This window comes from Betaproteobacteria bacterium, from assembly GCA_016720925.1.
Classification (GTDB): domain Bacteria; phylum Pseudomonadota; class Gammaproteobacteria; order Burkholderiales; family Usitatibacteraceae; genus UKL13-2.
In genome coordinates this window covers 54,305-77,156 of sequence record JADKJR010000023.1, presented here as the reverse complement: position 1 = coordinate 77,156, position 22,852 = coordinate 54,305, and the positions used below count along the sequence as shown (strand labels likewise).

Genomic DNA, 22,852 nt, shown 5'->3' with positions numbered 1-22,852 from the left:
TCGCCTGGCCGGATGAGGATGACCCGGAGCGCGCCGCCAGAATCGCGGCCGCAAGGCCCACCAGTTGAAGCAGTGCGCCACCCCGTTGTGCGTCGGCCCCTCGCGATTGATGCCGCTGCAAAATATGCGCAATTTCGTGGCCGACCACACCGGCCAGTTCCGACTCTGTCGTGGAAGTCAGCACCAAACCCGAATGCAGTCCGACGAATCCGCCGAGCAGCGCGAAGGCGTTGATCGATTCGTCATTGAGCAGGAAGAATTCGAAGTCGCGACGGTTATCGTTGGTCGTGCCGCGACTGGCGGCAATCATACGATTGCCCAATTGCCCGATGTAGGCTTTCAGTTCCGCGTCTTCCACAAACGCCCGATCGCCGCGAATCTCCAGCATAATTCGCTTGCCGATGGCACGCTCCTGCGGTTCAGACAGGCTGGCATCCGAAGAATCACCCAGATCGGGCAAGCCCTCGGCGTGCAGCGCGACAGGCATGGCAATTTGCGTCATGATCACCAGACTGGCGATCATTTGTTTGAGGCGAAGCCGCTTTGGCAACTTGGCCGTCGCGGACGCAACGGAAATATGGAACATGGGTATTGTCATCGGTGTGGAGTCGGGCTGCTTAAGGCTATTTGAAACTTCAATGGTGTATCGGTTCCCCTGCGACAAATCTATATATGACCAATGCATGCCGATTGTACCAACCCACGCAAGGCGCATCCCAAATGAGCAAACTCAATCACTTCGATGAACGCGGCCAGGCGCATATGGTCGATGTCGGCGAAAAAGCCGAAAGCCACCGCGTGGCCACTGCCTCCGGTTGTATCAACATGACACCCGCAACCTTCGAACTTATCCGTTCGGGTGGCGCAAAGAAAGGCGATGTGCTGGGCATTGCCCGGGTTGCCGCCATTCAGGGGGGCGAAACGCACGCCGGACATCATCCCGTTGTCCCATCCGATTGTGATCACCAAAGTTGCTGTTGAATTCTTCCCTGACGCTACTGCTTCGCGGATAGAGTGCCGCGCGACCGTGGAGACGATAGGCCGCACCGGTGTCGAAATGGAGGCGCTGATGGCGGTGAATGCGGGACTGCTGACGATCTATGACATGGTCAAGGCGGTGGATCGCGGCATGGCTATCACCGACATTCGATTGCTGGAAAAACGCGGGGGTAAATCGGGGGATTTTATTGCCGCCGCAACGTAAAGACGCTTGCAAGCGCGGTAGCCCGGATGAAGTGCAGTGCAATCCGGGAGTGTGTTTCCAAGGATGTCGGCTGATCCCGGATTACGCGGCGCTTTATCCGGGCTACGAGGAAAAACTCTAGCATTGGCGAGGCTTCCGGGCTGAAAATGCTCTGAAAGCCGCGCCAGTTCTGGAGTTTTTCTTTCGCCGTGATTTGCCGGTTCAAAATCCAAGCAGCGTTTTCGCAATCCCCGCCGCGCCGCACACAAAGATAATCGGAATGATGCCGGCCACGTTGCGTAATAGCGCAATTGTCGCGAGCAGCGTCAGAACCATGGAAAACCATTCGAATCCGCCGCCGAATGGCGCCAGCGAGGTCGCGTGTGGCCACCAGACCTTCCACGCGAAGAACAATCCCAGATTGACGATTACACCGACCACCGCGGCGGTAATCGCCGTTAGCGGCGCGGTGAATTTCAGTTGACCATGCGTGGTCTCCACCAGTGGTCCGCCGAGCAGAATGAACAGGAATGAGGGCAAGAACGTAAAGTAGGTGACGACCGCGGCAGCCAACGCGCCGCCGAGAAACAGCGAGTCGGGCCCGAGCACCGCTTTCGTCCAGCCGCCGATGTAGCCGACAAAGGCGACCACCATGATCAACGGGCCGGGCGTGGTCTCTCCCAACGCCAGACCGTCGATCATTTGCTGCGGGGTCAACCATTGAAAGCCCTCCACGGCGCCTTGGTAGACATAGGGCAGCACCGCGTAAGCGCCGCCAAAAGTGAGCAGGGCGGCTTTGCTGAAAAACCAGCCCATCTGCGCCAGCGCGCCATCGACGCCGCTATGGGCGGCCAGCGCGGCCATCGCAGCCAACCACAGTGCCGCGCCTATCAATAAATAGGCGGCAAATCGCGACCATTTGAATTTCGCGTGGGGCGGGGTTGGCGTGTGATCGTCGATGATGGCGTCAGTATCCTGGATGCCGCTCTTTGCATGACCGCCGCCGGAAAATTGTTTGGGCAGCCACTTGCCACCGATTGCGCCGGCGCATGCTGCGGCGAGGACGATGGCAGGGAAGGGGACATTGAAAAGAAATATCGCCGCGAACGCCATCACGGCAATCGCAATCAGGGACGGGCTCTTCAGCGTTCGCCCGCCTATGCGCCACGCGGCGAACAGGACAATGGCCGTGACCGCGGGTTTGATACCATATAACAGGCCGGCGACAACTGGCACGGTGCCAATGGCGGTATAAATCCACGACAGCACGATCAGGATGAACATCGATGGCAGGACGAATAGCCCGCCCGCGACGATGCCGCCCCAGGTGCCGTGCATCAGCCAGCCGATGTATGTCGCCAATTGCTGTGCCTCGGGACCGGGCAGCAGCATGCAGTAATTGAGCGCATGCAGAAAGCGTTTCTCGGAAATCCATCGCTTACGTTCAACCAGTTCGCGATGCATGATGGCGATCTGTCCGGCCGGCCCGCCGAAGCTGATGAAGCCGAGTTTGAACCAGAAATTCAGCGCTTCAGCGAAAGAGATCGTTCCGCGCATGGTCATGGTTTCTTGAACAGGTCGGCATTATGCACTTCGGCTCGTGAAGTCTTGAGCCAGGCATAAAGCGCGTCGTAAACGTTCATGCCTTCTTCGAGCATCTGGTGATCATCGGCGTGAAGCGCGGACAAGCCCAGCGAAATCGCCAGCAGTCCGGCGGATTGCGGCGTGAGTTCAGGCTTTCCCGTATCGGCGCCGCGCACGATAACGGCAAGGGCAGCAAGCGCCGGATCATTAATCTGGAAGTCTTCGATCAACGCGTCAAAGCTGCAACGATCGCCGCGATGCGAAAACTGTACATCTGGCACGTCATAGGGAATCGCGCTTTGTTGTTGCGCGCAGGCCAGCACTTCGTCAGCGGGGACATAGATGAATTCGGCCAACGGATCGATGAACCGGCGGATCAGCCACGGACAGGCAATGCGGTCAATCTTGGGGCGCGCGCGCGTGATCCATTTTGAGGGGCAGTTAGCGGCGGATGGAATCCCGGGCGCCGCGTCCTTCCGGATCGTCGGTCCGCCAGATTGATTCCAGGCTTCAATGCCACCTTCGAGATAGCGTGCGCTCAATCCTGCGCTGCGCAAAGCCGCGCAGGTGTTTTTGCTGATCTCGTGACCATGCACGCAATACACCACGAGATCGCGATGGCGCGGCATGAATTTGATCCAGTCCGACACGGCAAATGGACCGCGCCAGATCGCGGATGCCGCGATGACCGAGTCTGCGTTGAACGCAGCCTCGCGGCGCACATCGATCAACAATGGCGAAAATCTATTACGGCGGAAATGCCGGGCGCAATGGTGTCCATGAAATCGTCCTTGAAGAATGATCAGACGCAGTACTTGGACGGGACACCGTCTTGCAATCCTGCCTGCAACGGGAGTCTGCGATCCCGTGGGCGAAGTGTAGTGCCATCGACCCGTTGATGTAAAGGCGGCGGATTTGAAATCGGATGGCGTTGACTTCGTTCGCAATGCCCCAAATTGCCTGGAATGTTAAGATTCGTTCGTTTCAATCGTTTGTTCCAACGGCAAGGCCACTCGCGATCATGACCACCGCTCAAATCAATAAAGAACTCGATGTGAAAGGGCTCAATTGCCCGCTGCCGATTCTTCGCGCCAAGAAGGCGTTGGCCGACATGGAATCCGGGCAAGTGCTCAAGGTCATCGCGACCGATCCCGGAGCCGTGAAGGATTTTGCGGCGTTCTGCAAAATGACAGGAAATCCGCTACTGTCGTCTAGCGAAACCCCGACAGAGTTCACTTTCGTCATTGCCAAGCGATAAGTTCTTTCGGCGTGGACTCAAGGATCAACGTATAAATCCGTAAACAGCGGTGTTCCGGGACAGACGGCGTATTGTTCAAAGTCGGTCACGCCCGCCAACCGCAACACGCTTTCATCCAGATAGAAATTGCCGGTGTGCGCGCGGCCGTCGGATGTCAGAATCACGTGTGCCGCGTCCGACATGATCTCGGCGGTGCGGCTCGCTTTCAGGATGTCTGCCGGGAAATTGAATTCCACCGCGGCGGTTGCGATGGTGGTTCGCGGCCATAGCGAGTTGACCGCAATGCCCGCTCGTTTGAATTCCGCGGCCATGCCCAGCGTGCACATGCTCATTCCGTACTTGGACATGGTGTAGGCCACATGATGCTCGAACCATCCCGGTTTCATCGATAGCGGTGGCGAGAGATTGAGGATGTGCGGATTGCGTCCGGCTTCACTGCTATTTAGCAGGTGGGGAATGCAGGCTTGCGACACCAGAAAGGTACCACGCACGTTGCATCCGATCATCAGATCAAAACGCTTCGCGGGAGTTTCGGGGGTGGTCGTGAGCGAGATGGCGCTGGCGTTGTTAACGCAAATATCGATGCCGCCAAAATGTTCCGCGCACTGCTTGACCGCCGCAACAATATTGTCCGCGTCCCGCACATCGAGCTGGATCGCCAGCGCCTTGCCGCCCGCAGCCTCGATTTCCGCGGCGACACTGTGAATGGTGCCGGGCAGTTTCGGATGCGGATCCACCGTCTTCGCGCAGATGGCGACATTGGCGCCATCGCGTGCGGCGCGCATCGCGATGGCACGCCCAATTCCGCGTGAGGCGCCGGTAATGAAGAGTGTCTTTCCCTGCAGTGTTTTGGCATTGCCCAACATGTTGTTTTCCCTTTTGGTGAAACTAATTTCCTTTGAAATTGGGACTGCGCTTTTCGACGAATGCGGTGACGCCTTCCCTGAAATCAGCGGTACGCGCGCACTCCGCAAAGAACGCGATTTCATCGTCAAGATGCTGTTGAAGCGGTGTGCTGTATGACTGCGTGATCAGCCGCTTTGCGCGCGCAAAGGCCTGGGTCGCGCCGCCAGCGAGTCGCGCGGCCAGTTTTTGCACTTCCGCGTCAAGTTGATCTGCTCGCACCACCCGATTGATCAGGCCAAGCGCGCAGGCTTCGGCCGCATTGACCGGTTCCGAGAGCATCACCAGTTCTGTAGCCTTCCGCATGCCGACAATTCTCGGCAGGAAGAATGTGCTGCCGCCATCGGGAGAGACGCCGATTCGGGTATAGGCCGTCGTAAATTTTGCGCCTTCCTCGGCGATCGCAAAATCGCAGGCCAGCGCGACACTCAGTCCCGCGCCCGCGACGGCGCCATGAATTTGCGCGATCACCGGAAACGGCAGATTGCAGATATTGATAATGCCGGCGTGCAAGGTATCGCCCATTGACTTGACATCGTCGGCGATCACGTCAAGGTTCTGGTGAAATAGCGCCACGTCGCCGCCAGCGAGGAATGCCTTGCCGGCACCCTTTACGATCAACGCACGAAGTGTCGTCGAGCCCATCAGCGACGCCGTCACATCGCGTAACGCGGTGATCAGGTCGATATTCATCGCGTTGTAAACTTGCGGCCGATTGAAGGTCAGCGTGCCGATCGGGCCGTGCTGTTCGAAGAGGATGGTGTCGCTCATGATTTGCCGTTCGCGGAATTATTTGTCGGGGGGAAGCTCGTTATCGGGCAATATGCCACGCGCAATGTACACATCGCGCAAGTGTAACTGCAATCGCTTGAGTCTTAAGCCATAGGCCAGCGCGCCGATCGCGCACAGGATTCCACACACCAGGAAGGTTCGCGGCGCACCGATATGTTGCGCGAGCCAGCCGCCGCTGAGGTGCCCGAGTGGCACGGCGCCGGTGAAGAATGTCGAGTACACGCTGACCACGCGACCGCGTTTGTCATCGTCAACGACGGTTTGAATGATGGTATTGACCGCAACGGACGTACCCATGACGCCGATGCCCACGAGGGCCATTGCCAGCATCGAGGCCGGCACGTTATGCCAGGGCGCCAGGAGTGAAAAACTCACGGCGCCCAGTGCCGCCAGGCTCGCGGTGAAGAGAATCCAGCGCGCGAGTCCACGCACATTCGGCTGGCTGGCTAGAATCACGGCGCCGGTCAGCGCACCGATGCCGACGGCGCTGATGAACAAGCCATGCAATTCGGCTCCCTTGCCGAAGGTCTCGACCGCGATGGCGGGCATGAGGATGGAGTAAGGATTGATGGTGAAGCTCACGAGACCGACGATCAGCACGAGCGGCAGGATGACTGGACTCGACAGCGCGATTTTCCAGCCCAGCGCGAGATCGGACATCAGCGACAGGCCCGTGTGAACGCGCTGCACGACGCGTGGCGAAATGCGGCGAAGCTGGAACACGACTGCCAGATACGATACCGCGTTGAAGGCAAAACACGCCGCCTCACCGACGGCTGCGATCAACAGACCCCCTAGAGCGGGTCCCACCATGCGCGTCGCATTGATGTTGGCAGAGTTCAACGCAATCGCGTTGGGCAGATCCGCCTTGTCTTCAATCAGTTGTGAGAAGAACGAATGACGGGTGGTGACTTCCATTGCGCTCAATACGCCTTGCACAAACGCGAATGCACCAAGCAGTGCAACGGTCATGTGCCCGAGCCAAGTCAGCGTGGCCAGTGTGGCGGCATGGAAGAACAGGATGGTTTGCACGGTCATCAGCAAATGGCGGCGGCTGACACGGTCCGACAGCGCGCCGGCGATGGGGGTGACAAACAGGTACGGGATCATCGCCAGAAAACCGATGGTTCCGGTCGCACCAGTTGACCCGGACAGGCGATAGGTCAACCACATGATCGCCAGCGATTGCATCCACGAGCCGCTCTGCGAAATGGCTTGTCCGATGTAATAGCGGCGGAAATTCTGATGCCGCAGTGCGCGGAGCGCGTAAGGTATTTGCATGTGGAGCCTTGAACCCCCCCCAAATGAACGGCGGCTGGCCTGACCCGGCGCCCAGGAAACTCGAGGAGCCCCTAACGTGTAAACTCTAGCACTGGTGCGGATCGTAGGCAGAAAATGCTCCGTGAGCCTCTACCGTGCTAGAGTTTGCACGATGCGCGCACTATTTCAGACGCTCAAGCTGCAACCGCAACTCGGCAACCTTTGCCTTGAAATCCGCCAATCGATTCTTTTCCTGTGCGACGACCGCAGCCGGTGCGCGATCAACAAAACTGGCATTACCCAGTTTCACTTCCGCTCTGCCGATTTCGCCATCAAGACGCGCGATCTCCTTCGAAATCCGCGCGCGCTCGGCGTCGACATCGATCTTGATATCCAGCATCCAGTTGCCGCTCGACACGACCGCGACCGGTGCATTGGCATCGGGTAACGCGGCGACCTGATGCGTTTCGGAAATCTTGCCGAGCGCCATCAGGTAAGGTAACTGCGGCGTAATCACGGCTTCGTCGCCGGTCATGAACAGTGGTACACGGTCCTTGGGTGACACATTCATTTCGCCGCGCAGATTCCGGACGGCATCGATAGATTCTTTCAGCCGCGTGACGAAGGCTTCCGCATTGATGTCGATCTTCTCCGGCTGCGAAACTGGATACGGCGCTAGCATGACGGTTGCGCCGGATTTGCCCGCAAGCGGCGCAACCTTCTGCCACAACTCCTCGGTGATGAATGGAATGATCGGGTGCGCGAGTCGCAGGGTCGTTTCCAGCACGCGCAACAACGTGCGACGGGTCGCGCGCTGTTGCGCGGGTGTGCCCGACTGCAGCTGAACCTTGGCGAGTTCCACGTACCAGTCGCAATACTCGTCCCAGACGAATTGGTAGATGGCGCTTGATGCATTGTCGAATCGATAATCGGCAAAAGCTTGTGCAACGACCGCCTCGGTACGTTGCAACTGACTCACGATCCAGCGATCGGCAAGGGAGAAATCAGTGTATCCACCCGGGCCACAATCGCTTACGCATTCCTCAATGCCGCATTCGAAGGCATTGTGGCCTTCGATGTTCATCAGCACATAGCGCGTCGCATTCCACAACTTGTTGCAGAAATTGCGATAGCCTTCGCAGCGGCTCAAGTCAAAGTTCAACGTCAGTGAAAGCGGCGCGAGCGACGTGAAGGTAAAGCGCAACGCATCCGTGCCGAATGCGGGAATTCCATTCGGGAAATTCTTGCGAACGTACTTCGCGGCTTTTTCCTGATGCGCGGCCAGCATCAATCCCTTGGTGGATTTTTCCAGCAGCGCATCAAGGCTGATGCCGTCAATCAGGTCCAGCGGATCGAGCGTGTTGCCCTTCGACTTGGACATCTTCTGCCCTTCGGCATCGCGCACCATGGCATTGATGTACACGTGTTTGAACGGCACCTTGTCGGTAAAGTGCAGCGTCATCATGATCATCCGGGCGACCCAGAAAAAAATGATGTCGTTGCCCGTCACCAGTACCGAAGAGGGCAGGAATGCCTTGAGATCGGGCGTATCCGCGGGCCATCCCAGCGTTGAAAACGGTACGAGGGCGGAGGAGAACCAGGTGTCGAGCACGTCAGGATCACGTTTCAACATCTTGCCGCCGGCCTTGGCTTTTGCTTCTTCCTCATTGCGCGCGACGAAGATATTGCCTTGGTCGTCGTACCACGCCGGAATCTGATGGCCCCACCAAAGCTGGCGCGAGATGCACCAGTCCTGAATATTCTTCAGCCAATGGTTATACGTGGCGGACCAATGATCGGGATAAAACTGGACCTCGCCTGACTCCACCGCATCCAAACCGCGAGCCGCGAGGCCATCCATTTTCACGAACCACTGGTCGGTCAACATCGGTTCAACGATGACGCCGGTGCGGTCGGAGCGCGGGACATTCAGCTTGTGTTTCTTCTCCGACACCAGCAGGCCTAGCGCATCTAGATCCTTAAGGACCTGTTTGCGCGCATCGAAGCGGTCGAGGCCGCGATACGCAACAGGCGCGGCATCGTTGATCTTTGCGTCGAGTGTGAGGATGCCGATCATCGGAAGGTTGTGGCGCTGGCCGATGGCATAGTCGTTCAGGTCGTGCGCGGGCGTGATCTTCACGCAACCAGTGCCGAATTCCTTGTCCACGTATTCATCGGCAATGATGGGAATGGTGCGTCCGGTCAGTGGCAACTTGACGCGCTTGCCGATGAGTGCGCGGTAACGTTCGTCATCCGGGTGCACGGCCACGGCGACGTCGCCGAGCATCGTTTCGGGGCGCGTAGTCGCGACAACCAGTCCTTCGGCGCCTTCTTCAAACGGATAGCGGATTTCCCAGAGTTTGCCATCTTCTTCCTGGCTGACGACTTCCAGGTCAGATACCGCCGTTCCCAGTACCGGATCCCAGTTCACCAGACGCTTGCCGCGATAAATGAGTCCCTGCTCATGCAGGCGTACAAACACCTCCACGACCGCGCTGGACATTTTCTTGTCCATGGTGAAATAGCCCGCCTGGTTGCCCTCGGTATCGGCGTAGGTCCAGTTGGCGGAGTCCCCCAGGCGGCGCATCTGGCGGGTAATCGTTGAGCCGGATTGCTGCTTCCATTCCCACACACGCTCGATGAACTTTTCGCGTCCCAGGTCGTGGCGCGACTTGCCCTCTGCCTGCAACTGGCGCTCAACGACGATCTGCGTGGCAATGCCCGCGTGATCGGTGCCGACAATCCAGTTGGTGTTGTTGCCTTTCATGCGGTGATAGCGAATCAGCGTATCCATCAGCGTTTGCTGGAACGCATGGCCCATATGCAGGGGTCCGGGCACATTCGGTGGCGGGAGCTGAATGCTGTAGAAGGGTTTGTCGGGGGCCAGGGCCGGATTTGAAGTAGCCGGCCGCTTCCCATTGAGGATACCAGTGAGACTCGATCGCCGCAGGATCAAAGGCCTTGGCGAGTGCGTTATCGAGTGGATTCAGCGGGGCAGGTTGGACAGGCGGTAGGGCTTGATTCATGAAACGTAGTTTTCTTTGCAGGAATGGTGGGCTGTCGCGTCAATCATCGGGGCGCAGCGGGAAAATTACTCTTGACGGAGCCGGTCTGCCAATGCGGCGTTGACCGCATCGCCGATTTCATTCGCAATTTCTTGCCTCATGTCGCCGATGACATGAGTAATAGCCGCGTTGATCTGGATGGCCAGTTGCGAGGCAATTCTGTCTTCGAGTTTGGTCGCCAGTTCACGATCGAGCTTGCCGTAAACCCGCGCGAAAATCTCATGCGAAAGGGTGTCAATTTCAAGTTCAGAAAGCTGCCGCAGGATCGCGGAGGTATCGGCCGGTTCGCGCTCCCAGTGCGGGGCATTCATCAGCTCCGTCAACACCGGCACATTGCGGTCATCAACACCTTCGGCGGTACGTGGCACGGTACTGTGCTTCCCCAGAAGCGCATCGACCTTGCCGGCCAATTCGTGCTCTTTATCCATGAACTTTTATGTCCGTGTGGGTCACGTCAAAACCGCGCGATTTGTAGAATCTGGCGCGTTCCCTGGCGAGCGCGCGATCCTCGTCGCCCGCAAGCACCAATTCCCGCAGGGCCTCGAATCGGCTGAAAAATGCCGGCGGTTCATTGCCCAGATTCAAGAGTGCCTCGTGGTGCGGCAGGCTCGCGTCATCGAGGGCGATCACAATCGGCGTTTCCGCGGCCAGTGCATGGCTCGCTTTCACGTGTGGCACAAATGAGAGTTGCGAAAAAGTCCAGAGCGCGCGATCGAATTCGTCCGCAAGCGCGGGCGTGGGCGCATAAACGACAAGCTTGCGCCCGTCGTCGTATGCTCTCTTCGCCAGCTTGCAGGCGAAATTCATTTTATTATCAATGTTGAAAAAGAATTTTATTTCGGTCACGGCAGGAGGTGAAACTAGATGCCGCACCTGCCATCAAGATGGCAGGTGCGGACAGCGCTTCAAAATTGACTAAATGCCTGCGCGCTTGAACAGGAAATTCGCGAGCAATGGCACCGGCCGGCCGGTCGCGCCTTTGTCTGCGCCCGATTTCCAGGCCGTACCGGCGATATCCAGATGCGCCCATTTGTATGACTTCGTAAAGCGCCCCAGAAAGCACGCGGCAGTGATGCTGCCGCCTGCGCGACCAGTGCCGATATTCGGGATATCGGCAAAATTGCTTTTCAGGCCCTCGTCATACTCGGGCCCCATCGGCAATTGCCACGCGGCGTCATTGGCCACCTCGCCGGCGCCGATGAGTTCCTGCGCGAGTTTGTCATCATTGGCGAATACGCCGGTCGTCACGTGGCCCAAGGCGATGACCATGGCGCCAGTCAAGGTGGCGGCATCAACAACGGCGGCGGGTTTGAAGCGCTCGGCATAGGTGAGGGCGTCACACAGGATCAAGCGGCCTTCCGCATCGGTATTGAGGATTTCCACCGTGTGACCTGCCATCGATTTGACGATATCGCCCGGCCGTGTTGCGTTGCCGCCCGGCATGTTTTCGCAGGTCGGTACCAGCATCACTACGTTCAGTGGCAGCTTCATCATGCCGACGGTCTTCATCACGCCCAGCATCGAGCCCGCGCCCTGCATGTCATATTTCATTTCATCCATTTCCGCGCCGGGCTTCAGCGAAATACCGCCAGTGTCAAAGGTAATGCCTTTGCCGACCAGCACTACTGGGGCCGCACCTTTTTTTCCGCCCTGATGTTCAAGCACGATAAATTTCGGCGGCAGGTAAGACGCCTTGGAAACCGAGAGCAGGGTATTCATGCCCAGTTTCTGCATATCCTTTTTCTCGAGGATGGTGCACTTGAATTTGTAGGTCTTGGCCAAATCCTTGGCCGTCGAGGCGAGGTAGGATGGGGTCGCGATATTGGGCGGCAAATTGCCCAGTGTCTTGGTGAGGCTCATGCCCTCGCCAATCGCTTCACCGCGCTTGATCGCCGCCTTCAGCGCCTTTTCGTCGGCCTTGCCGTCGAGATGAATGGTGACGGCTTTGCCAACGTGCTTGTTTTCGACTTTGCTTTTGAGTTGAGTAAAGCGGTACGCGCCTTCGATGGCCAGACACGCCGCCTGCTCCACTTTCCAGGCAAGGTCCGATGCACTGAAGCCGGTTTGCAGGGAAATGACGACATCCGTCGCGGCGGTTGATTTGAGGGCCTTAAAGGCGCTTGACAACGCCTTGGCGAATACCTTGTTGCCGTAGTCCTTTTCCGGCCCGCAACCTGCCAGCAATACACGCTGCGCGGCCACACCCGGCACGGACTGTAACAGCAGCGTGCTACCGACTTTGCCCGAAATATCGCCGTTGCTCGCTGCGACGGACAGCGCGCCATTGGCCGCCTTGTCCAGTGCTTGCGCGGCTTTGGAGAGTTTCGCGGAGTCGCCTGATGAAAAGACGCCTACGATGACGCAGTCTGTCTTGAGTTTTGAGAGGTCGCCGCCTTTTATGCTAAATTCCACAAGAGTACTCCTTCTGTGTTGTTGTCAAGCGCATCAGCTTTGTGGGCCACGACGCAAAAAAAGTAAATTATCGCTTTTTGCCCCCCTCCGTCAAAGTTACCCGCCCCATAATTTCCCCATAGTGAGCATTTTTCAGCGCAGCCTGACCAGAGAGTTTTCCGCCATTGGTGGTGCGGTGGTCGGCGTATTGGTCGCCATCATTCTGGTTCAGCAGTTGATTCTCTTTCTGCGCCGTGCCGCCAGCGGCATCGTGGAGCCTGAGGCCGTCCTGAGACTGCTCGGCTTCTCATTGCTGGGCTATTTGCCCATCCTGCTGGCCGTTTCGCTATTCATCGGCGTGCTGCTCACGCTTTCGCGAAGTTATCGTGACAGTGAAATGCCGGTGTGGTTTTCGTCCGGGCTGTCTATTGCCGCCTGGATCCGTCCGGTCGTCTCATTTGGACTGCCCATTGTGTTGCTTACCGCGTTATTGAGCCTCTTTCTGACACCATGGGCCATGTCGGCAAGTGCCGAGTACCAGCGAATTCTTCGCAGCAGGGATGACGTTTCCCGATTGTCGCCCGGCAGTTTCATTGAATCCCGCGGATCCAATAGTGTGTTTTTTGTCGACAAGACATCGAATGCCGACGAGATCGTCAAAAACGTTTTCGTACAATACAGCCAGGCCGGGCGCTCGGGTGTGGTAGTCGCGGAAAGAGGCTTTCAGCAAATCGATGCGAGCGGCGACAAGTTCCTGGTCCTGGAAAATGGGCGCCAATACGAAGGAACGCCAGGCGCGCTGGACTTCCGGATAATTGATTTTGAGCGCCAGAAAAGGCTGATCGTCGCCAAGGATGCCAAGGCCGATGAACCCGCGTCGCGCGCACTGTCCACGTTCGCCCTGATTGCATCGCCCAATGCGGAGCGGTCCGCCGAGTTGCATTGGCGTGTGGCTTTGCCGATTGCGGCAATGTTGCTGGCTTTGCTGGCGATTCCCCTTTCATTTGTCAATCCACGCTCGGGTGCATCCGGAAATCTATTCTTTGCCATATTGATATTTTTTCTTTACTACAACCTCTTGAAAGTTTTTGAAGCGTGGACGATCCAGGGTCGAATCTCACCATGGATTGGCTTGTGGCCGGTACATTTCGGCATGATTGCAACACTGCTGGTACTGTTTTCGCGGCAACTATTTTCATTTCGCTGGCTGGCTTTCGCCCGTAAGTGACGCAATGCGCATTTGCCTAAAGTGGCGTACTCAGCTATCATCGCGCCCTTCGGTTTGCCACTGCGCCGAAGGAGTTTTGGTCGGGCGTTCTTGTTGCTGCCCCATGTCTTTTTCCACGATGCCAGAACTTGCGGGAGATTGAATTCGGAGGGGTGGATGAGCGGTTTAAGTCACACGCCTGGAAAGCGTGCGTAGGTTAATAGCCTACCGCGGGTTCGAATCCCGCCCCCTCCGCCAGATGAAGAAAAACGGGCCAAGCGCCCGTTTTTTGTTTGAAGCAGAAGCTTCAAACATCCCTCATGCGCGCGGGCATCGGCACCACCGCGGCATCCCCATGCTCCAATTGGTAAACCCACGCCAGCAACTCAGCCACCGCGAAATACAACTCCGCCGGAATGTGCTGATCCAAGTCCACTTGCATCAACAATGAAACCAGTTCGGGCGATTCGTGCACATAGAGCCCGGCTCCCCGAGCACGCTCGATAATGGCCTCGGCCATAAAACCACGCCCCTTTGCCACGACTTGCGGGGCCGCCTTGCCGGCGCTGTATGCCAGCGCGACCGCAAGTTGCGGGTGATCAGATTTTTTCATGCCGCGCGACCGACATGGCAAGCACTTTCAGACCGGCAGCGGTCAAGGCGCTTTGAAGTTCCGCCTGGGAACTCCGCATCGCCTCAGCGGTATCCGCGTTCGTGACTTTGAGGTCAATACGTAGTCCTTGCGCGGCAAAAACCAGTGTGGCCTGTACATCGCCGAGTTTGGGCAGTTGAAGGCGCATGCGGGTCTGCCAATCGGCTGCTTCAGTAACCTCCGGCGCACGGTCACGCGCGTTGCGCTCTTCCACCTGCCATTCCATTGGTTGCCCGGGCCAGACTTGTCCCTGCCAGACCAACTGGCGGGAATCCAGTGTCTGCAATTGCTGCTGAACCAGGGCAACTGCCTCGCTATGAACGGGCATGCTCGATGTGCCTTGTGCGACAGTTTGTGCCGTCGGCCCATCGGATGGTTTCGTTACCGAAGCGTCAGTCCGTCCGATTTCAGCATGTGCCGCCGGATTCAGCGTCGGAAGTTTGCCCTGGGGCTCCTGAAGCAAATCGGCCAGCGGCCTGTCCCCGGCGACCCATTGCGCCTGATGCGATTCATAAAACATGCCGCTTTGGGACAAGGCATTACGCAATGCGTTGGCAAATTCGCCTATATGGGTTGGTGCGGCGGAAAGTAGTGGAGCCGTCTTGCTGGGCGCGGTTGCCGGCGCATCTGTCTGGTCGGAAATTTTCCGCAGGAGCGCGCCAAGATAGCGCACCGAATCGCTAAGAGTAACCTGCGGCTTTTCGTCAAAGGGCAGATTGCCACCAACTGAGTCTGGCAAATCGCGGGTAAGGGCAAAAGTAAGGCGCGGCTGATTGGAAATGAAGGTCAGTTCGACAGCGTCGCCGGGTTGGGTATTGTTGGGCAGATTCATGTCCAGCGCAATATCGCCGACCTGCACCTGAAAGCGCCCGTTTGGAAGGCTCGCGAGTACCACGGCGGTCAGGTGCTGGCCAGATGCCCACGGGATTTCCACGACTGGCGCCTCGGCCACATGAATGAGTGGCGGCGCGGAAGTCTTGATTAGCCGTTGCAACTGGCTCAATAGGTCATTGCGAATCATGGCCAAGCCAGTTGGCGATCAAAAACGGCCCTGTGGGAAGTTGCTGCGGCGCAAGTTCGGTTCAGCAATTCGGCGGCGTTGGTTGTCATCGCGAGTGTCGCGTCTTTCAGCAATTTACGCCAAGTGACGATAATGGAAAGCAAGTCAGATCTCGCCCCGGGAAATAGCGATCACAATATCATTGACCACCAGTTTGCGGGCACGAGATTGCATCTGCAACGTAGAAACTGGGGACGATTGATTTGGGAAATGCGTTGCCGACGAAATTGCGAACAGAATCAATCCCGCTTTCGCGGATTGTAATTACGACGGATAATCAACGTATCCGGAAGGGACAGCCGAATGGGCGACTCGCAGGAAAATGCAGGAGAGGTAACAACCGAAAAACAAATTACACTGGAGGAAGCGCACCTCCAGATGGGCGACCTCGTCAAATTGCAGGCCCAGAGCAATGATGCGGAACGATATTCCGTCAGGTTGCTCGGTATGGCCAAAGGCCGCAGCGTGATGGTCACGACCCCGATGATCGATGGCAAATGCCTGCTGATGCGTGAAGGCACGGCGTTTGTATTGCGTGCCTTCTCGGGCAAGAGTGCCTTTGCCTTTTCCACGCAGATTCTCAAGAGTGTCAATACACCGTTCCCGTACCTGCATCTCGCCTATCCCCGCGAAGTCAAGTCGCTGGTCGTTCGACGGGGCGCCCGGGCAAATGTCAAGGTCATTTGCGCGATCACCGAATGCGACGACGCACCGATGCAAGCGGCGGGCATTATCATCAATCTGAGCGTTGGCGGCGCGCTGGTGGCAGTCAGGCAGCCGCCCGGTGAGAAGGGGCAGCGGCTGACCATCAAGTTCAAAGTAGTCGTTAACGGCGTCGAGGCCCTGCTGGAACTCCCGGCCGTGATTCGTGCCATCAACGTCGATCACACGGGTGATGCCGACACGGCATATCACCTTGGTGTCCAGTTTGTCGATGTCACCGCCAGTGCCACGATCCCGATGCTGGCGTTCGTCTATCACCAGTTGCTGGAGCAGTCACTGGGGGCTTGAGTTATCCCGCCGCTGCGGGATTGCGGCAAGTTGTTTGCCGGGACATTCATGCGCGGTATGTACATGAAACGCCGGGCTTACATTTACATCCTTTGCGAAAACAGCTCCCACAAGTGCGCGAGATCGGCATTTCCATCCGCGCCCTGAACGGTCTTGAAAATTTCGCCCGCTTTGGGTTTCTGCCCCGCCAGGACCAGGGCGATACCGTAGCGCAACTTGGCGTCTTCCGGGCGTTTCAGATCGCCAAGCTTCATGCCGGCTTCCATCATATCCAGCCCATTCTTTGCGTCGCCTTTTAGAACCGAGTCAAATCCGTTATTCAGCAATGCCAGGCTGCCTTTCGGTGCTGGACGGTTTCCCTTTGCATTGCGCGCGTTTTCTTCCGCAAGCTCTTTGCCAATTGATGCGCGCAGTTTCTTTTCGCTGTCAACGGTCGCGTCCTTCGCCAACGCGCCGGCCGCGATTCCCGCATCAATGGCCTTTTGGGCTTCGGCAGGATAGCCACTTTGCAGGGTCAGATTGGCCATTTCCAGAAAGTCCGCTTTCTCCGACATGACGCCGGTGATCAGCTTCAGGCGGTACATGTCAAGCGCGAGACGTTCGGCGAAACCTTTCCTTGATTCCACGCGGTAAATCAAGTCAGCCCAGTAGTCCTTGTTCGGAAAGCGCACGGCCAGTTTCTCGAGTACGGCGACGTAGCTGGCGGTATCGTTGGTCTTCAACGATGCGCTGCCCAATAGTCGCAACTGGTCTTCGGTCGGTGAGGTGCCCGCCTTTTCGCCGGCAGCAATGACCGCGGCGATTTCCGTTTTTGCCGTGGCGAAATCATTGTTGAGATATGCGGAGTGACCGAGCAGCAATCGCATCTCGATGCGAGCTCCCGGTTCCCCGGTCGCGCGAGCCGCCCAGTCGGCAGCCTGTTTGTAGTTTTTTTGCCGGTAGTGAATGCGCGCAATGCCTTCGGTGATATTGAGTGATTCCGAGGCTGGAATGCGCCCGGACGCCATCGCGGATTCCAGAGATTTGACGGCCAACGCATCGTTGCCCGTGCCCAGTGCCGCGACCGCGCGCATGCGGTCAAGGTTATAAAGTTCGTACGGCGTTTTGCCGTCCACTTTTTCGGCCTCGGTAATCTGTTCGAGCGCCGCTTGATATTTCTTTTCGGCAAGTAGCTTTTCAGCCGCCAGCATGGGGGTGGCGATGGCTTGGCGAATCGTTTCCTTGGGTTCCGCTGCCTTGGCGGCGGATTTGTCGGGATTCGATTGGCCAGCGACCGATTGTCCGTAGCTGGTCGGTGCCAGCAAGGCAGTTGAAATTGCCAGTGCGTAAGCGGCAAGCAGGATAGTGGCGCCGCGCCGCGGGCGATGCGCGGCAATACAAACAGCATTCATGGGTGGTTCCAGAGTGGTTTCAAAAAATTCGCACCTGCCGGCGCGAGCGGACCCAAATTATGCCATCACGCGCACCCGCGTGTTTTCGTGAAGCGCGCCCTGTCCATGAATAAAACTCCAGCATTGACGGGGTTCGCCGGGCATTTATCGCCTGTAGGTCGCACCAGTGCTGGAGTTTACCGGATCGTGACACTTGGTTATGCCCCGATGACGTGAATCCAAATTACCATTTGAGTAGTATTATCCGTGGTCGAGTTTCGCCATTTCGAATTCCACAGGAGCATCAGAATGAATCGTCGTCAATTTCTAAAGGCTGGCACCATTGCACCCGTCGCGATCGGCGCAAGCTCGATCATTCCCGGTAGCGTCAAGTCTGCGTTTGCCCAATCCCCATCCAGCACCTCCTGGCGCATTTTTGAAGTCACCACGCGGGTGGAGGTATTGAAACCGGCGGGCACGACGCGTATTTGGCTGCCGGTGCCGCTGGTGATCGATACTGACTACCAGAAATCGCTGGGGAACCAGTGGAGTGCCGAGGGTGGCCAGGCGGCGTTTTCACAGGACGCCAAATCCAATATGGGTATCGTCAGCGGCGAATGGGCGGTGGGCGCCAAGCCGGTGCTGGTGCTGACCAGCCGTTTTGCCACCATGAATAGATCGATGGATTTCACCAAGGTCAGTGCAGGCCTCGGACTGGCCGGCAAGGAAGAACTTCAGTATTTCCTGCAGCCTTCCGAGTTGATTCCTACCGACGGCATTGTCAAAACTACTGCGCTGGCGGCGACCAAGGGCGCGAAAACAGACCTGGACAAAGCGCGCGCGATCTACGACTGGATTGTGGAAAACACATTTCGCGATCCGAAGACGCGCGGCTGCGGTGTTGGCGACATCAAGTTCATGCTGGAAAACAAGAGCTATGGCGGCAAGTGCGCGGACCTTAATGCGCTTTATGTCGGGCTGGCACGCGCGGCGGGATTGCCGGCACGCGACGTGTATGGCGTGCGCGTCGCGAATTCGGCGAATGGATACAAGAGCCTCGGGCGCGCCGGTGACATCACCAAGGCACAACATTGCCGGGCCGAGGTACATCTGACGGGTTACGGCTGGGTGCCGGTCGATCCAGCCGATGTCCGCAAGGTGATGCTGGAAGAAGAGGCGGGAAAACTGCTCGGACTCGACGATGAGCGTGTCGTGCGGGCGCGCAAGGCCCTGTTTGGCGGCTGGGAAATGAACTGGCTCGCGTACAACTATTCCCACGATGTGATGCTGCCGAAAGCCGCCAAGGGTAAAGTGGGGTTCTTCATGTATCCGCAATGCGAAACCGCCGAAGGCCGCCTCGACAGCCTCGATCCGGACAACTTCAAATACCAGATCACCTCCAAAGAGCTCTCGGCCTGAATCTTCGCGCCTTTGCCGACTTGAATGATCAATACGCCGCGGCGATTGCATCGCCGCGGTTTCTTTTTGTGAAGAACCATGGGTAATTTTTTGCGCCGACGCCTGGCATTTTCGTTCCTGCTGTGCCTCGCAACCCTGGCGTGCAGTCCTGGTTTTGCCGCGACACTCATGCCCTGGAAGCAGGGCGCAACGCCGCCGCTCGCATTGAAGGATTTGCAGGGCAAACCACGATCCCTCGACGAATTTCGTGGCGAGGTCGTGATCATCAATTTCTGGGCGACATGGTGTGAGCCTTGCATTGAGGAAATGCCGTCGTTACAGAAGTTCAAGGATCGCTTTGCCGGAGAAAAAGTTGCGGTGATCGGTGTGAACCTGGGTGAAGGAGAAGCGCGCATCCAGTCATTCATGGATAAAACCGGTACCACATTTCCCATCCTGCTCGACCGCGACGGGATTGCGAAAAAGAGCTGGAAAGTGAATGGCGTGCCGGCTACATTCGTGCTGGATGCCAAGGGCCGCATTCGTTACACGTATATCGGGGTGCTGGATTTTTCAGACGAAGTCATCACACGCCAGATCCTGCGTTTGCTGCCACGCAAAATGGACAGGAAAAAGGCATGAGCAACTACCGCATCATCAATCGACTGCATGTCGATCAAGCCGTTGAACTTGGTAGGCTCAAGGACGGGCTTCGCGCCCGGTCGGCGCACATCGAGCCCAAGTATTTCTACGACGAACTTGGTTGTGCGCTTTACGCGGCGATTTGCCAGCTCGATGAGTACTATCCGACGCGAACCGAGCGCGGGATCTTTCAGCAGTACCGGCAGGAAATCGCCGACGCGCTTGGCGAGGTCGGTACGTTCGTCGATTTGGGCGCGGGTGATTGTTGCAAGGCACTTGGCTGGCTGCCATTCATTGCGCCGCAGCGCTATCTCGCCGTGGATATCGCCGGCCCCATACTCGAGACATCGCTGTCCAAATTGGTGGCCGAATTTCCGGAAACCGAAATGATTGGCCTGGTCACCGATTTTGCGCAATCGTTGGAAATTCCCGGTGAGTTGTTGACCGGGCGCGTGACGATGTTCTACCCCGGGTCCAGCATTGGCAATTTCACGCCGGACGCGGCGACGCGATTCCTCGGGGATATGCGCCGCATGGTGCGTGGTGGCGGGTTGCTGATCGGCGTGGACGCAAAAAAAGATAAATCCCGCTTGGACGCGGCGTATGCGGACGAGCTCGGCGTGACGGCCGCATTCAACCTGAATGCGCTGCGCCATATCAATCGTCTCATCGGCAGTGACTTCCAGGAACAGCACTGGCGTCATGTGGGCATGTATAACGAATCGCTTGGCCGCGTGGAGATGTATCTGGAAGCGGCGGCAGAACAAACCGTCACAATCGACGGTATGCCGCGCGTTTTTGACGCGGGCGAGCGCATCCATTCGGAGAATTCGTACAAATATGGCAGCGAAGAATTTGTAGCAATGCTGAAAGCCGCGGGCTTTGACGACGTGCAGGTCTGGACAAGCGACGACCGTGCCTTCTGGGTGATGTACGCCAGCTAACCGATTATTCCGCTAAAAATATAGCGGCTGCCGGGGATTGTGACTTTCACGCTGTGTTGTTTGCAGAATTGCGCTAGCACCGTCCAGGGCCGGTCAAACCCGTCGAAGTTGGTAATGGTGGCGCGGTGCGTATATCGCAGGTACCAGTTACCCATGAAAAACCAAGCAGGAAATAATTTGGTGCTGGCGGCGACCACGCGCGTGCCGGGCCGTGCAAGGCTGAAAATATGTTCAAGCGCGGAACGCGAACGAATGAGATCGTGTGTATAGCTGAACAGAATTGCGTCGGGCGCCGCATGCAGCATCACGCTGTTGCCGCTGGCGTGCAGCAATTGCGTATTGCCCAGCCGTTGTTGCATCGCCCGTGATTCGGCAAAGGCCAACATGTCGGCCGACGGCTCGAAGCCAATCACCTTGCCGCTCTGCCCGACTCGTTCCGCCAGCAAAGGAAGACACCAGCCGGTTCCACACCCCGCGTCCAGAACGGTTTCACCCGGCTGCAGGTTGAGCGCATCGATGGCCTGCTTGCGAATGCCGGTGATGTAGCGGGTTTCATTGTCATAGTTGGGCGCCAGCGCCGCGTACAAGCGCTGCGCGGCCTCAACCTGATTGTTCAAGTCACCTCCCGCGCCAGGCGCAGGCCTGAGAACTGCCAACGCGCATCGGGTGGAAAGAAGTTCCGGTACGTTGCGCGAATGTGCTCGCGCGGGGTTACGCAGGAGCCGCCGCGCAGTACGAACTGGTTGCACATGAACTTGCCGTTGTATTCGCCCACCGCGCCTTCCGCAACCTTGAACCCGGGGTAGGGCAGATAGGCGCTCTGCGTCCATTCCCAGACATCGCCGAACATCTGCGCGGGGACATCCACGGCGGTCTCTTCGCGCAATGCCAGCGGATGCAGTGCATGGCTGTCGAGAAAATTGCCGGATGCGGGAAGGGGCGCCGCGGCGAATTCCCATTCCGTCTCTCGCGGCAGGCGTGCGCCTGCCCAACGTGCGTAGGCGTCCGCCTCAAAATAACTGACGTGGCAGATTGGCGTATGCGAATCGATTTCCATCATGCCGCGCAAGGTAAAGGTACTCCAGATGTCTCCATTGCGTTGCCAGTAAAGCGGTGCCACGATGCGCTGCGTTTGCACCCAATCCCAGCCGAGCGACAACCACAACTCGGGCCGGCGGTAGCCGCCATCTGCAATGAACGCCGCAAAATCGCCGTGTGTCACCGGATGGGAGGCAAGTTCGAACGGTTGCAGGAATACCCGGTGCCGCGGCGACTCATTGTCGAACGCAAAACCATCGCCGTCATGACCGATTTCGATCACGCCGCCTGAATAGCGGATCCAACGTGGTTGCCGTGCCTCGATCGCAGTGAGCGGCCAGCGCTTTTCATAGGCAGGCCTGAGCGGGTTCTTTGACAAAAGGTGTTTCAGGTCTGTGAGGATCAATTCCTGGTGCTGTTCCTCATGATGGCATCCCAGCCACATCAGCGTGGCGAACTCCGCGTGCGTGGACATGCGCGGCAGAAGTACGTTGATCTGCTCGGTTACGTGATGGCGATAGTTCAGCAGGGTGGCGAGGCTTGGCCGTGAAATCAATCCACGTTCAGCTCGAGGGTGTTTGTCACCGACGCCGTTGTAGTAAGAGTTGAACAGCACCCTAAACGCAGGGTCGAACGCCTTGAAATCGGGCGCAAATTTTTCAAGCAGGAAGGTTTCAAAAAACCAGCTTGTGTGCGCAAGGTGCCACTTGGTCGGGCTCGCGTCGGGCATGGATTGCAGCGCGCAGTCTTCCGAAGACAGGGGTGCGGCGAGGCTCTCGGTGACACGTCGCACGCGCAGGAAACGATCGCGCAGGGCGTCCGCGCCGGCGGTATTTGGCGTATGCGATTCCGGCTTGGCGCCAAGTGATACAAGTGGTGAGGGGTGGGAAATCATGTCTTCTCCTCTCGACAGGGTATTTTCATACTTGGCATGGATTCGTCGCGCAGCTTGTTCAATCCTGACAATCGCTTGACTCCGCTGCCGATGGAGTGGGGCGAAAAAATATCTAAACTCTAGCATCCATGCGGTGTTCCGGGCATTTTGTGCTGAAAGCGCTCGCCAGTGCTTGAGGTTGATGGTGAATATCCCGCAG

Annotated in this window: 20 protein-coding genes, 1 tRNA gene and 2 pseudogenes; 8 read left to right on the top strand and 15 right to left on the bottom strand. The window is 57.6% G+C overall.

The annotated features are described in order from the left end of the window. A partial coding sequence (locus IPP88_21040) for a M48 family metalloprotease (protein MBL0125078.1) occupies positions 1 to 586 on the bottom strand: 586 nt, incomplete at its 3' end. Positions 587 to 720: 134 nt separating this feature from the next. On the opposite strand from IPP88_21040, the pseudogene moaC reads away from it, so the two are divergent. Next, positions 721 to 1,204, top strand: a pseudogene (moaC, locus tag IPP88_21035) (cyclic pyranopterin monophosphate synthase MoaC). Between the two features lie 201 nt (positions 1,205 to 1,405). Here the strand turns inward: moaC and chrA are convergent. Continuing rightward, on the bottom strand, positions 1,406 to 2,746 hold the full coding sequence (gene chrA / locus IPP88_21030; protein ID MBL0125077.1) for a chromate efflux transporter: 1,341 nt from the start codon (positions 2,744 to 2,746) through the stop codon (positions 1,406 to 1,408). Further along, complete coding sequence (locus IPP88_21025; GenBank protein MBL0125076.1) at positions 2,743 to 3,567, bottom strand: chromate resistance protein; 825 nt, start codon at positions 3,565 to 3,567, stop codon at positions 2,743 to 2,745. The genes chrA and IPP88_21025 overlap by 4 nt, the downstream gene beginning before the upstream one ends. A gap of 221 nt (positions 3,568 to 3,788) precedes the next feature. Here IPP88_21025 and IPP88_21020 point away from each other — a divergent pair, with 221 nt between their 5' ends. Then, positions 3,789 to 4,025 (top strand): sulfurtransferase TusA family protein, encoded by a 237-nt coding sequence (locus IPP88_21020; GenBank protein MBL0125075.1) that lies wholly within the window; start codon positions 3,789 to 3,791, stop codon positions 4,023 to 4,025. Between the two features lie 17 nt (positions 4,026 to 4,042). On the opposite strand, the gene IPP88_21015 is transcribed toward IPP88_21020, so the two are convergent. From IPP88_21015 to IPP88_20985, 7 genes and pseudogenes are all read right to left on the bottom strand, one after another. Beyond that, on the bottom strand, positions 4,043 to 4,891 hold the full coding sequence (locus IPP88_21015; protein MBL0125074.1) for an NAD(P)-dependent oxidoreductase: 849 nt from the start codon (positions 4,889 to 4,891) through the stop codon (positions 4,043 to 4,045). Positions 4,892 to 4,913: 22 nt separating this feature from the next. After that, on the bottom strand, positions 4,914 to 5,699 hold the full coding sequence (locus IPP88_21010) for an enoyl-CoA hydratase (GenBank protein MBL0125073.1): 786 nt from the start codon (positions 5,697 to 5,699) through the stop codon (positions 4,914 to 4,916). Positions 5,700 to 5,717: 18 nt separating this feature from the next. Beyond that, entirely contained in the window at positions 5,718 to 7,001 is a 1,284-nt protein-coding gene (locus IPP88_21005; protein ID MBL0125072.1) for an MFS transporter, read from the bottom strand. Between the two features lie 160 nt (positions 7,002 to 7,161). Continuing rightward, positions 7,162 to 10,006, bottom strand: a pseudogene (locus IPP88_21000) (valine--tRNA ligase). Positions 10,007 to 10,071: 65 nt separating this feature from the next. After that, positions 10,072 to 10,473, bottom strand: a complete 402-nt coding sequence (locus IPP88_20995; protein MBL0125071.1) for a hypothetical protein — start codon at positions 10,471 to 10,473, stop codon at positions 10,072 to 10,074. Continuing rightward, positions 10,466 to 10,852: a DNA polymerase III subunit chi gene (locus IPP88_20990; GenBank protein ID MBL0125070.1), complete on the bottom strand. Its 387-nt coding sequence runs from the start codon at positions 10,850 to 10,852 to the stop codon at positions 10,466 to 10,468. The genes IPP88_20995 and IPP88_20990 overlap by 8 nt, the downstream gene beginning before the upstream one ends. A gap of 108 nt (positions 10,853 to 10,960) precedes the next feature. Continuing rightward, positions 10,961 to 12,457, bottom strand: coding sequence for a leucyl aminopeptidase (locus IPP88_20985; GenBank protein MBL0125069.1), 1,497 nt, complete (start codon positions 12,455 to 12,457; stop codon positions 10,961 to 10,963). A 121-nt stretch (positions 12,458 to 12,578) separates the two neighbouring features. Here IPP88_20985 and lptF point away from each other — a divergent pair, with 121 nt between their 5' ends. Continuing rightward, positions 12,579 to 13,664, top strand: a complete 1,086-nt coding sequence (lptF, locus tag IPP88_20980) for an LPS export ABC transporter permease LptF (GenBank protein ID MBL0125068.1) — start codon at positions 12,579 to 12,581, stop codon at positions 13,662 to 13,664. 146 nt (positions 13,665 to 13,810) lie between these two features. Beyond that, positions 13,811 to 13,901 (top strand) — tRNA-Ser (locus IPP88_20975). A gap of 49 nt (positions 13,902 to 13,950) precedes the next feature. Here IPP88_20975 and IPP88_20970 read toward each other — a convergent pair. Both IPP88_20970 and IPP88_20965 read right to left on the bottom strand, forming a co-directional pair. Further along, positions 13,951 to 14,256, bottom strand: coding sequence for an EscU/YscU/HrcU family type III secretion system export apparatus switch protein (locus IPP88_20970; GenBank protein ID MBL0125067.1), 306 nt, complete (start codon positions 14,254 to 14,256; stop codon positions 13,951 to 13,953). Further along, on the bottom strand, positions 14,243 to 15,316 hold the full coding sequence (locus IPP88_20965) for a flagellar hook-length control protein FliK (GenBank protein MBL0125066.1): 1,074 nt from the start codon (positions 15,314 to 15,316) through the stop codon (positions 14,243 to 14,245). The genes IPP88_20970 and IPP88_20965 overlap by 14 nt, the downstream gene beginning before the upstream one ends. 342 nt (positions 15,317 to 15,658) lie before the next feature. Here IPP88_20965 and IPP88_20960 point away from each other — a divergent pair, with 342 nt between their 5' ends. Then, entirely contained in the window at positions 15,659 to 16,366 is a 708-nt protein-coding gene (locus IPP88_20960; GenBank protein ID MBL0125065.1) for a flagellar brake protein, read from the top strand. Between the two features lie 83 nt (positions 16,367 to 16,449). On the opposite strand, the gene IPP88_20955 is transcribed toward IPP88_20960, so the two are convergent. Continuing rightward, on the bottom strand, positions 16,450 to 17,757 hold the full coding sequence (locus IPP88_20955) for a hypothetical protein (GenBank protein ID MBL0125064.1): 1,308 nt from the start codon (positions 17,755 to 17,757) through the stop codon (positions 16,450 to 16,452). A 288-nt stretch (positions 17,758 to 18,045) separates the two neighbouring features. Between IPP88_20955 and IPP88_20950 the strand changes: the two genes are divergently transcribed. From IPP88_20950 to egtD, 3 genes are all read left to right on the top strand, one after another. Continuing rightward, the gene (locus tag IPP88_20950; protein ID MBL0125063.1) at positions 18,046 to 19,155 is read left to right on the top strand and encodes a transglutaminase domain-containing protein; all 1,110 of its coding nucleotides are present in this window, start codon (positions 18,046 to 18,048) and stop codon (positions 19,153 to 19,155) included. Between the two features lie 78 nt (positions 19,156 to 19,233). Beyond that, positions 19,234 to 19,776: a TlpA family protein disulfide reductase gene (locus tag IPP88_20945; GenBank protein MBL0125062.1), complete on the top strand. Its 543-nt coding sequence runs from the start codon at positions 19,234 to 19,236 to the stop codon at positions 19,774 to 19,776. Beyond that, positions 19,773 to 20,720 (top strand): L-histidine N(alpha)-methyltransferase, encoded by a 948-nt coding sequence (gene egtD / locus IPP88_20940; GenBank protein ID MBL0125061.1) that lies wholly within the window; start codon positions 19,773 to 19,775, stop codon positions 20,718 to 20,720. The genes IPP88_20945 and egtD overlap by 4 nt, the downstream gene beginning before the upstream one ends. Here the strand turns inward: egtD and IPP88_20935 are convergent. Next, the gene (locus IPP88_20935) at positions 20,717 to 21,337 is read right to left on the bottom strand and encodes a methyltransferase domain-containing protein (GenBank protein ID MBL0125060.1); all 621 of its coding nucleotides are present in this window, start codon (positions 21,335 to 21,337) and stop codon (positions 20,717 to 20,719) included. The genes egtD and IPP88_20935 overlap by 4 nt on opposite strands. After that, on the bottom strand, positions 21,334 to 22,653 hold the full coding sequence (locus IPP88_20930) for an ergothioneine biosynthesis protein EgtB (protein MBL0125059.1): 1,320 nt from the start codon (positions 22,651 to 22,653) through the stop codon (positions 21,334 to 21,336). Before IPP88_20930 ends, IPP88_20935 begins: the two co-directional genes overlap by 4 nt. Positions 22,654 to 22,852 lie beyond the last annotated feature (199 nt).

Coding starts and splice junctions, on each gene's coding strand:
- chrA (MBL0125077.1), bottom strand. CDS start 2,746: ATGACCATGCGCGGAACGATCTCTTTCGCTGAAGCGCTGAATTTCTGG.
- IPP88_21020 (MBL0125075.1), top strand. CDS start 3,789: ATGACCACCGCTCAAATCAATAAAGAACTCGATGTGAAAGGGCTCAAT.
- IPP88_21015 (MBL0125074.1), bottom strand. CDS start 4,891: ATGTTGGGCAATGCCAAAACACTGCAGGGAAAGACACTCTTCATTACC.
- IPP88_21010 (MBL0125073.1), bottom strand. CDS start 5,699: ATGAGCGACACCATCCTCTTCGAACAGCACGGCCCGATCGGCACGCTG.
- IPP88_21005 (MBL0125072.1), bottom strand. CDS start 7,001: ATGCAAATACCTTACGCGCTCCGCGCACTGCGGCATCAGAATTTCCGC.
- IPP88_20995 (MBL0125071.1), bottom strand. CDS start 10,473: ATGGATAAAGAGCACGAATTGGCCGGCAAGGTCGATGCGCTTCTGGGG.
- IPP88_20990 (MBL0125070.1), bottom strand. CDS start 10,852: ATGAATTTCGCCTGCAAGCTGGCGAAGAGAGCATACGACGACGGGCGC.
- IPP88_20970 (MBL0125067.1), bottom strand. CDS start 14,256: ATGAAAAAATCTGATCACCCGCAACTTGCGGTCGCGCTGGCATACAGC.
- IPP88_20965 (MBL0125066.1), bottom strand. CDS start 15,316: ATGATTCGCAATGACCTATTGAGCCAGTTGCAACGGCTAATCAAGACT.
- IPP88_20960 (MBL0125065.1), top strand. CDS start 15,659: ATGGGCGACTCGCAGGAAAATGCAGGAGAGGTAACAACCGAAAAACAA.
- IPP88_20955 (MBL0125064.1), bottom strand. CDS start 17,757: ATGAATGCTGTTTGTATTGCCGCGCATCGCCCGCGGCGCGGCGCCACT.
- IPP88_20950 (MBL0125063.1), top strand. CDS start 18,046: ATGAATCGTCGTCAATTTCTAAAGGCTGGCACCATTGCACCCGTCGCG.
- IPP88_20945 (MBL0125062.1), top strand. CDS start 19,234: ATGGGTAATTTTTTGCGCCGACGCCTGGCATTTTCGTTCCTGCTGTGC.
- egtD (MBL0125061.1), top strand. CDS start 19,773: ATGAGCAACTACCGCATCATCAATCGACTGCATGTCGATCAAGCCGTT.
- IPP88_20930 (MBL0125059.1), bottom strand. CDS start 22,653: ATGATTTCCCACCCCTCACCACTTGTATCACTTGGCGCCAAGCCGGAA.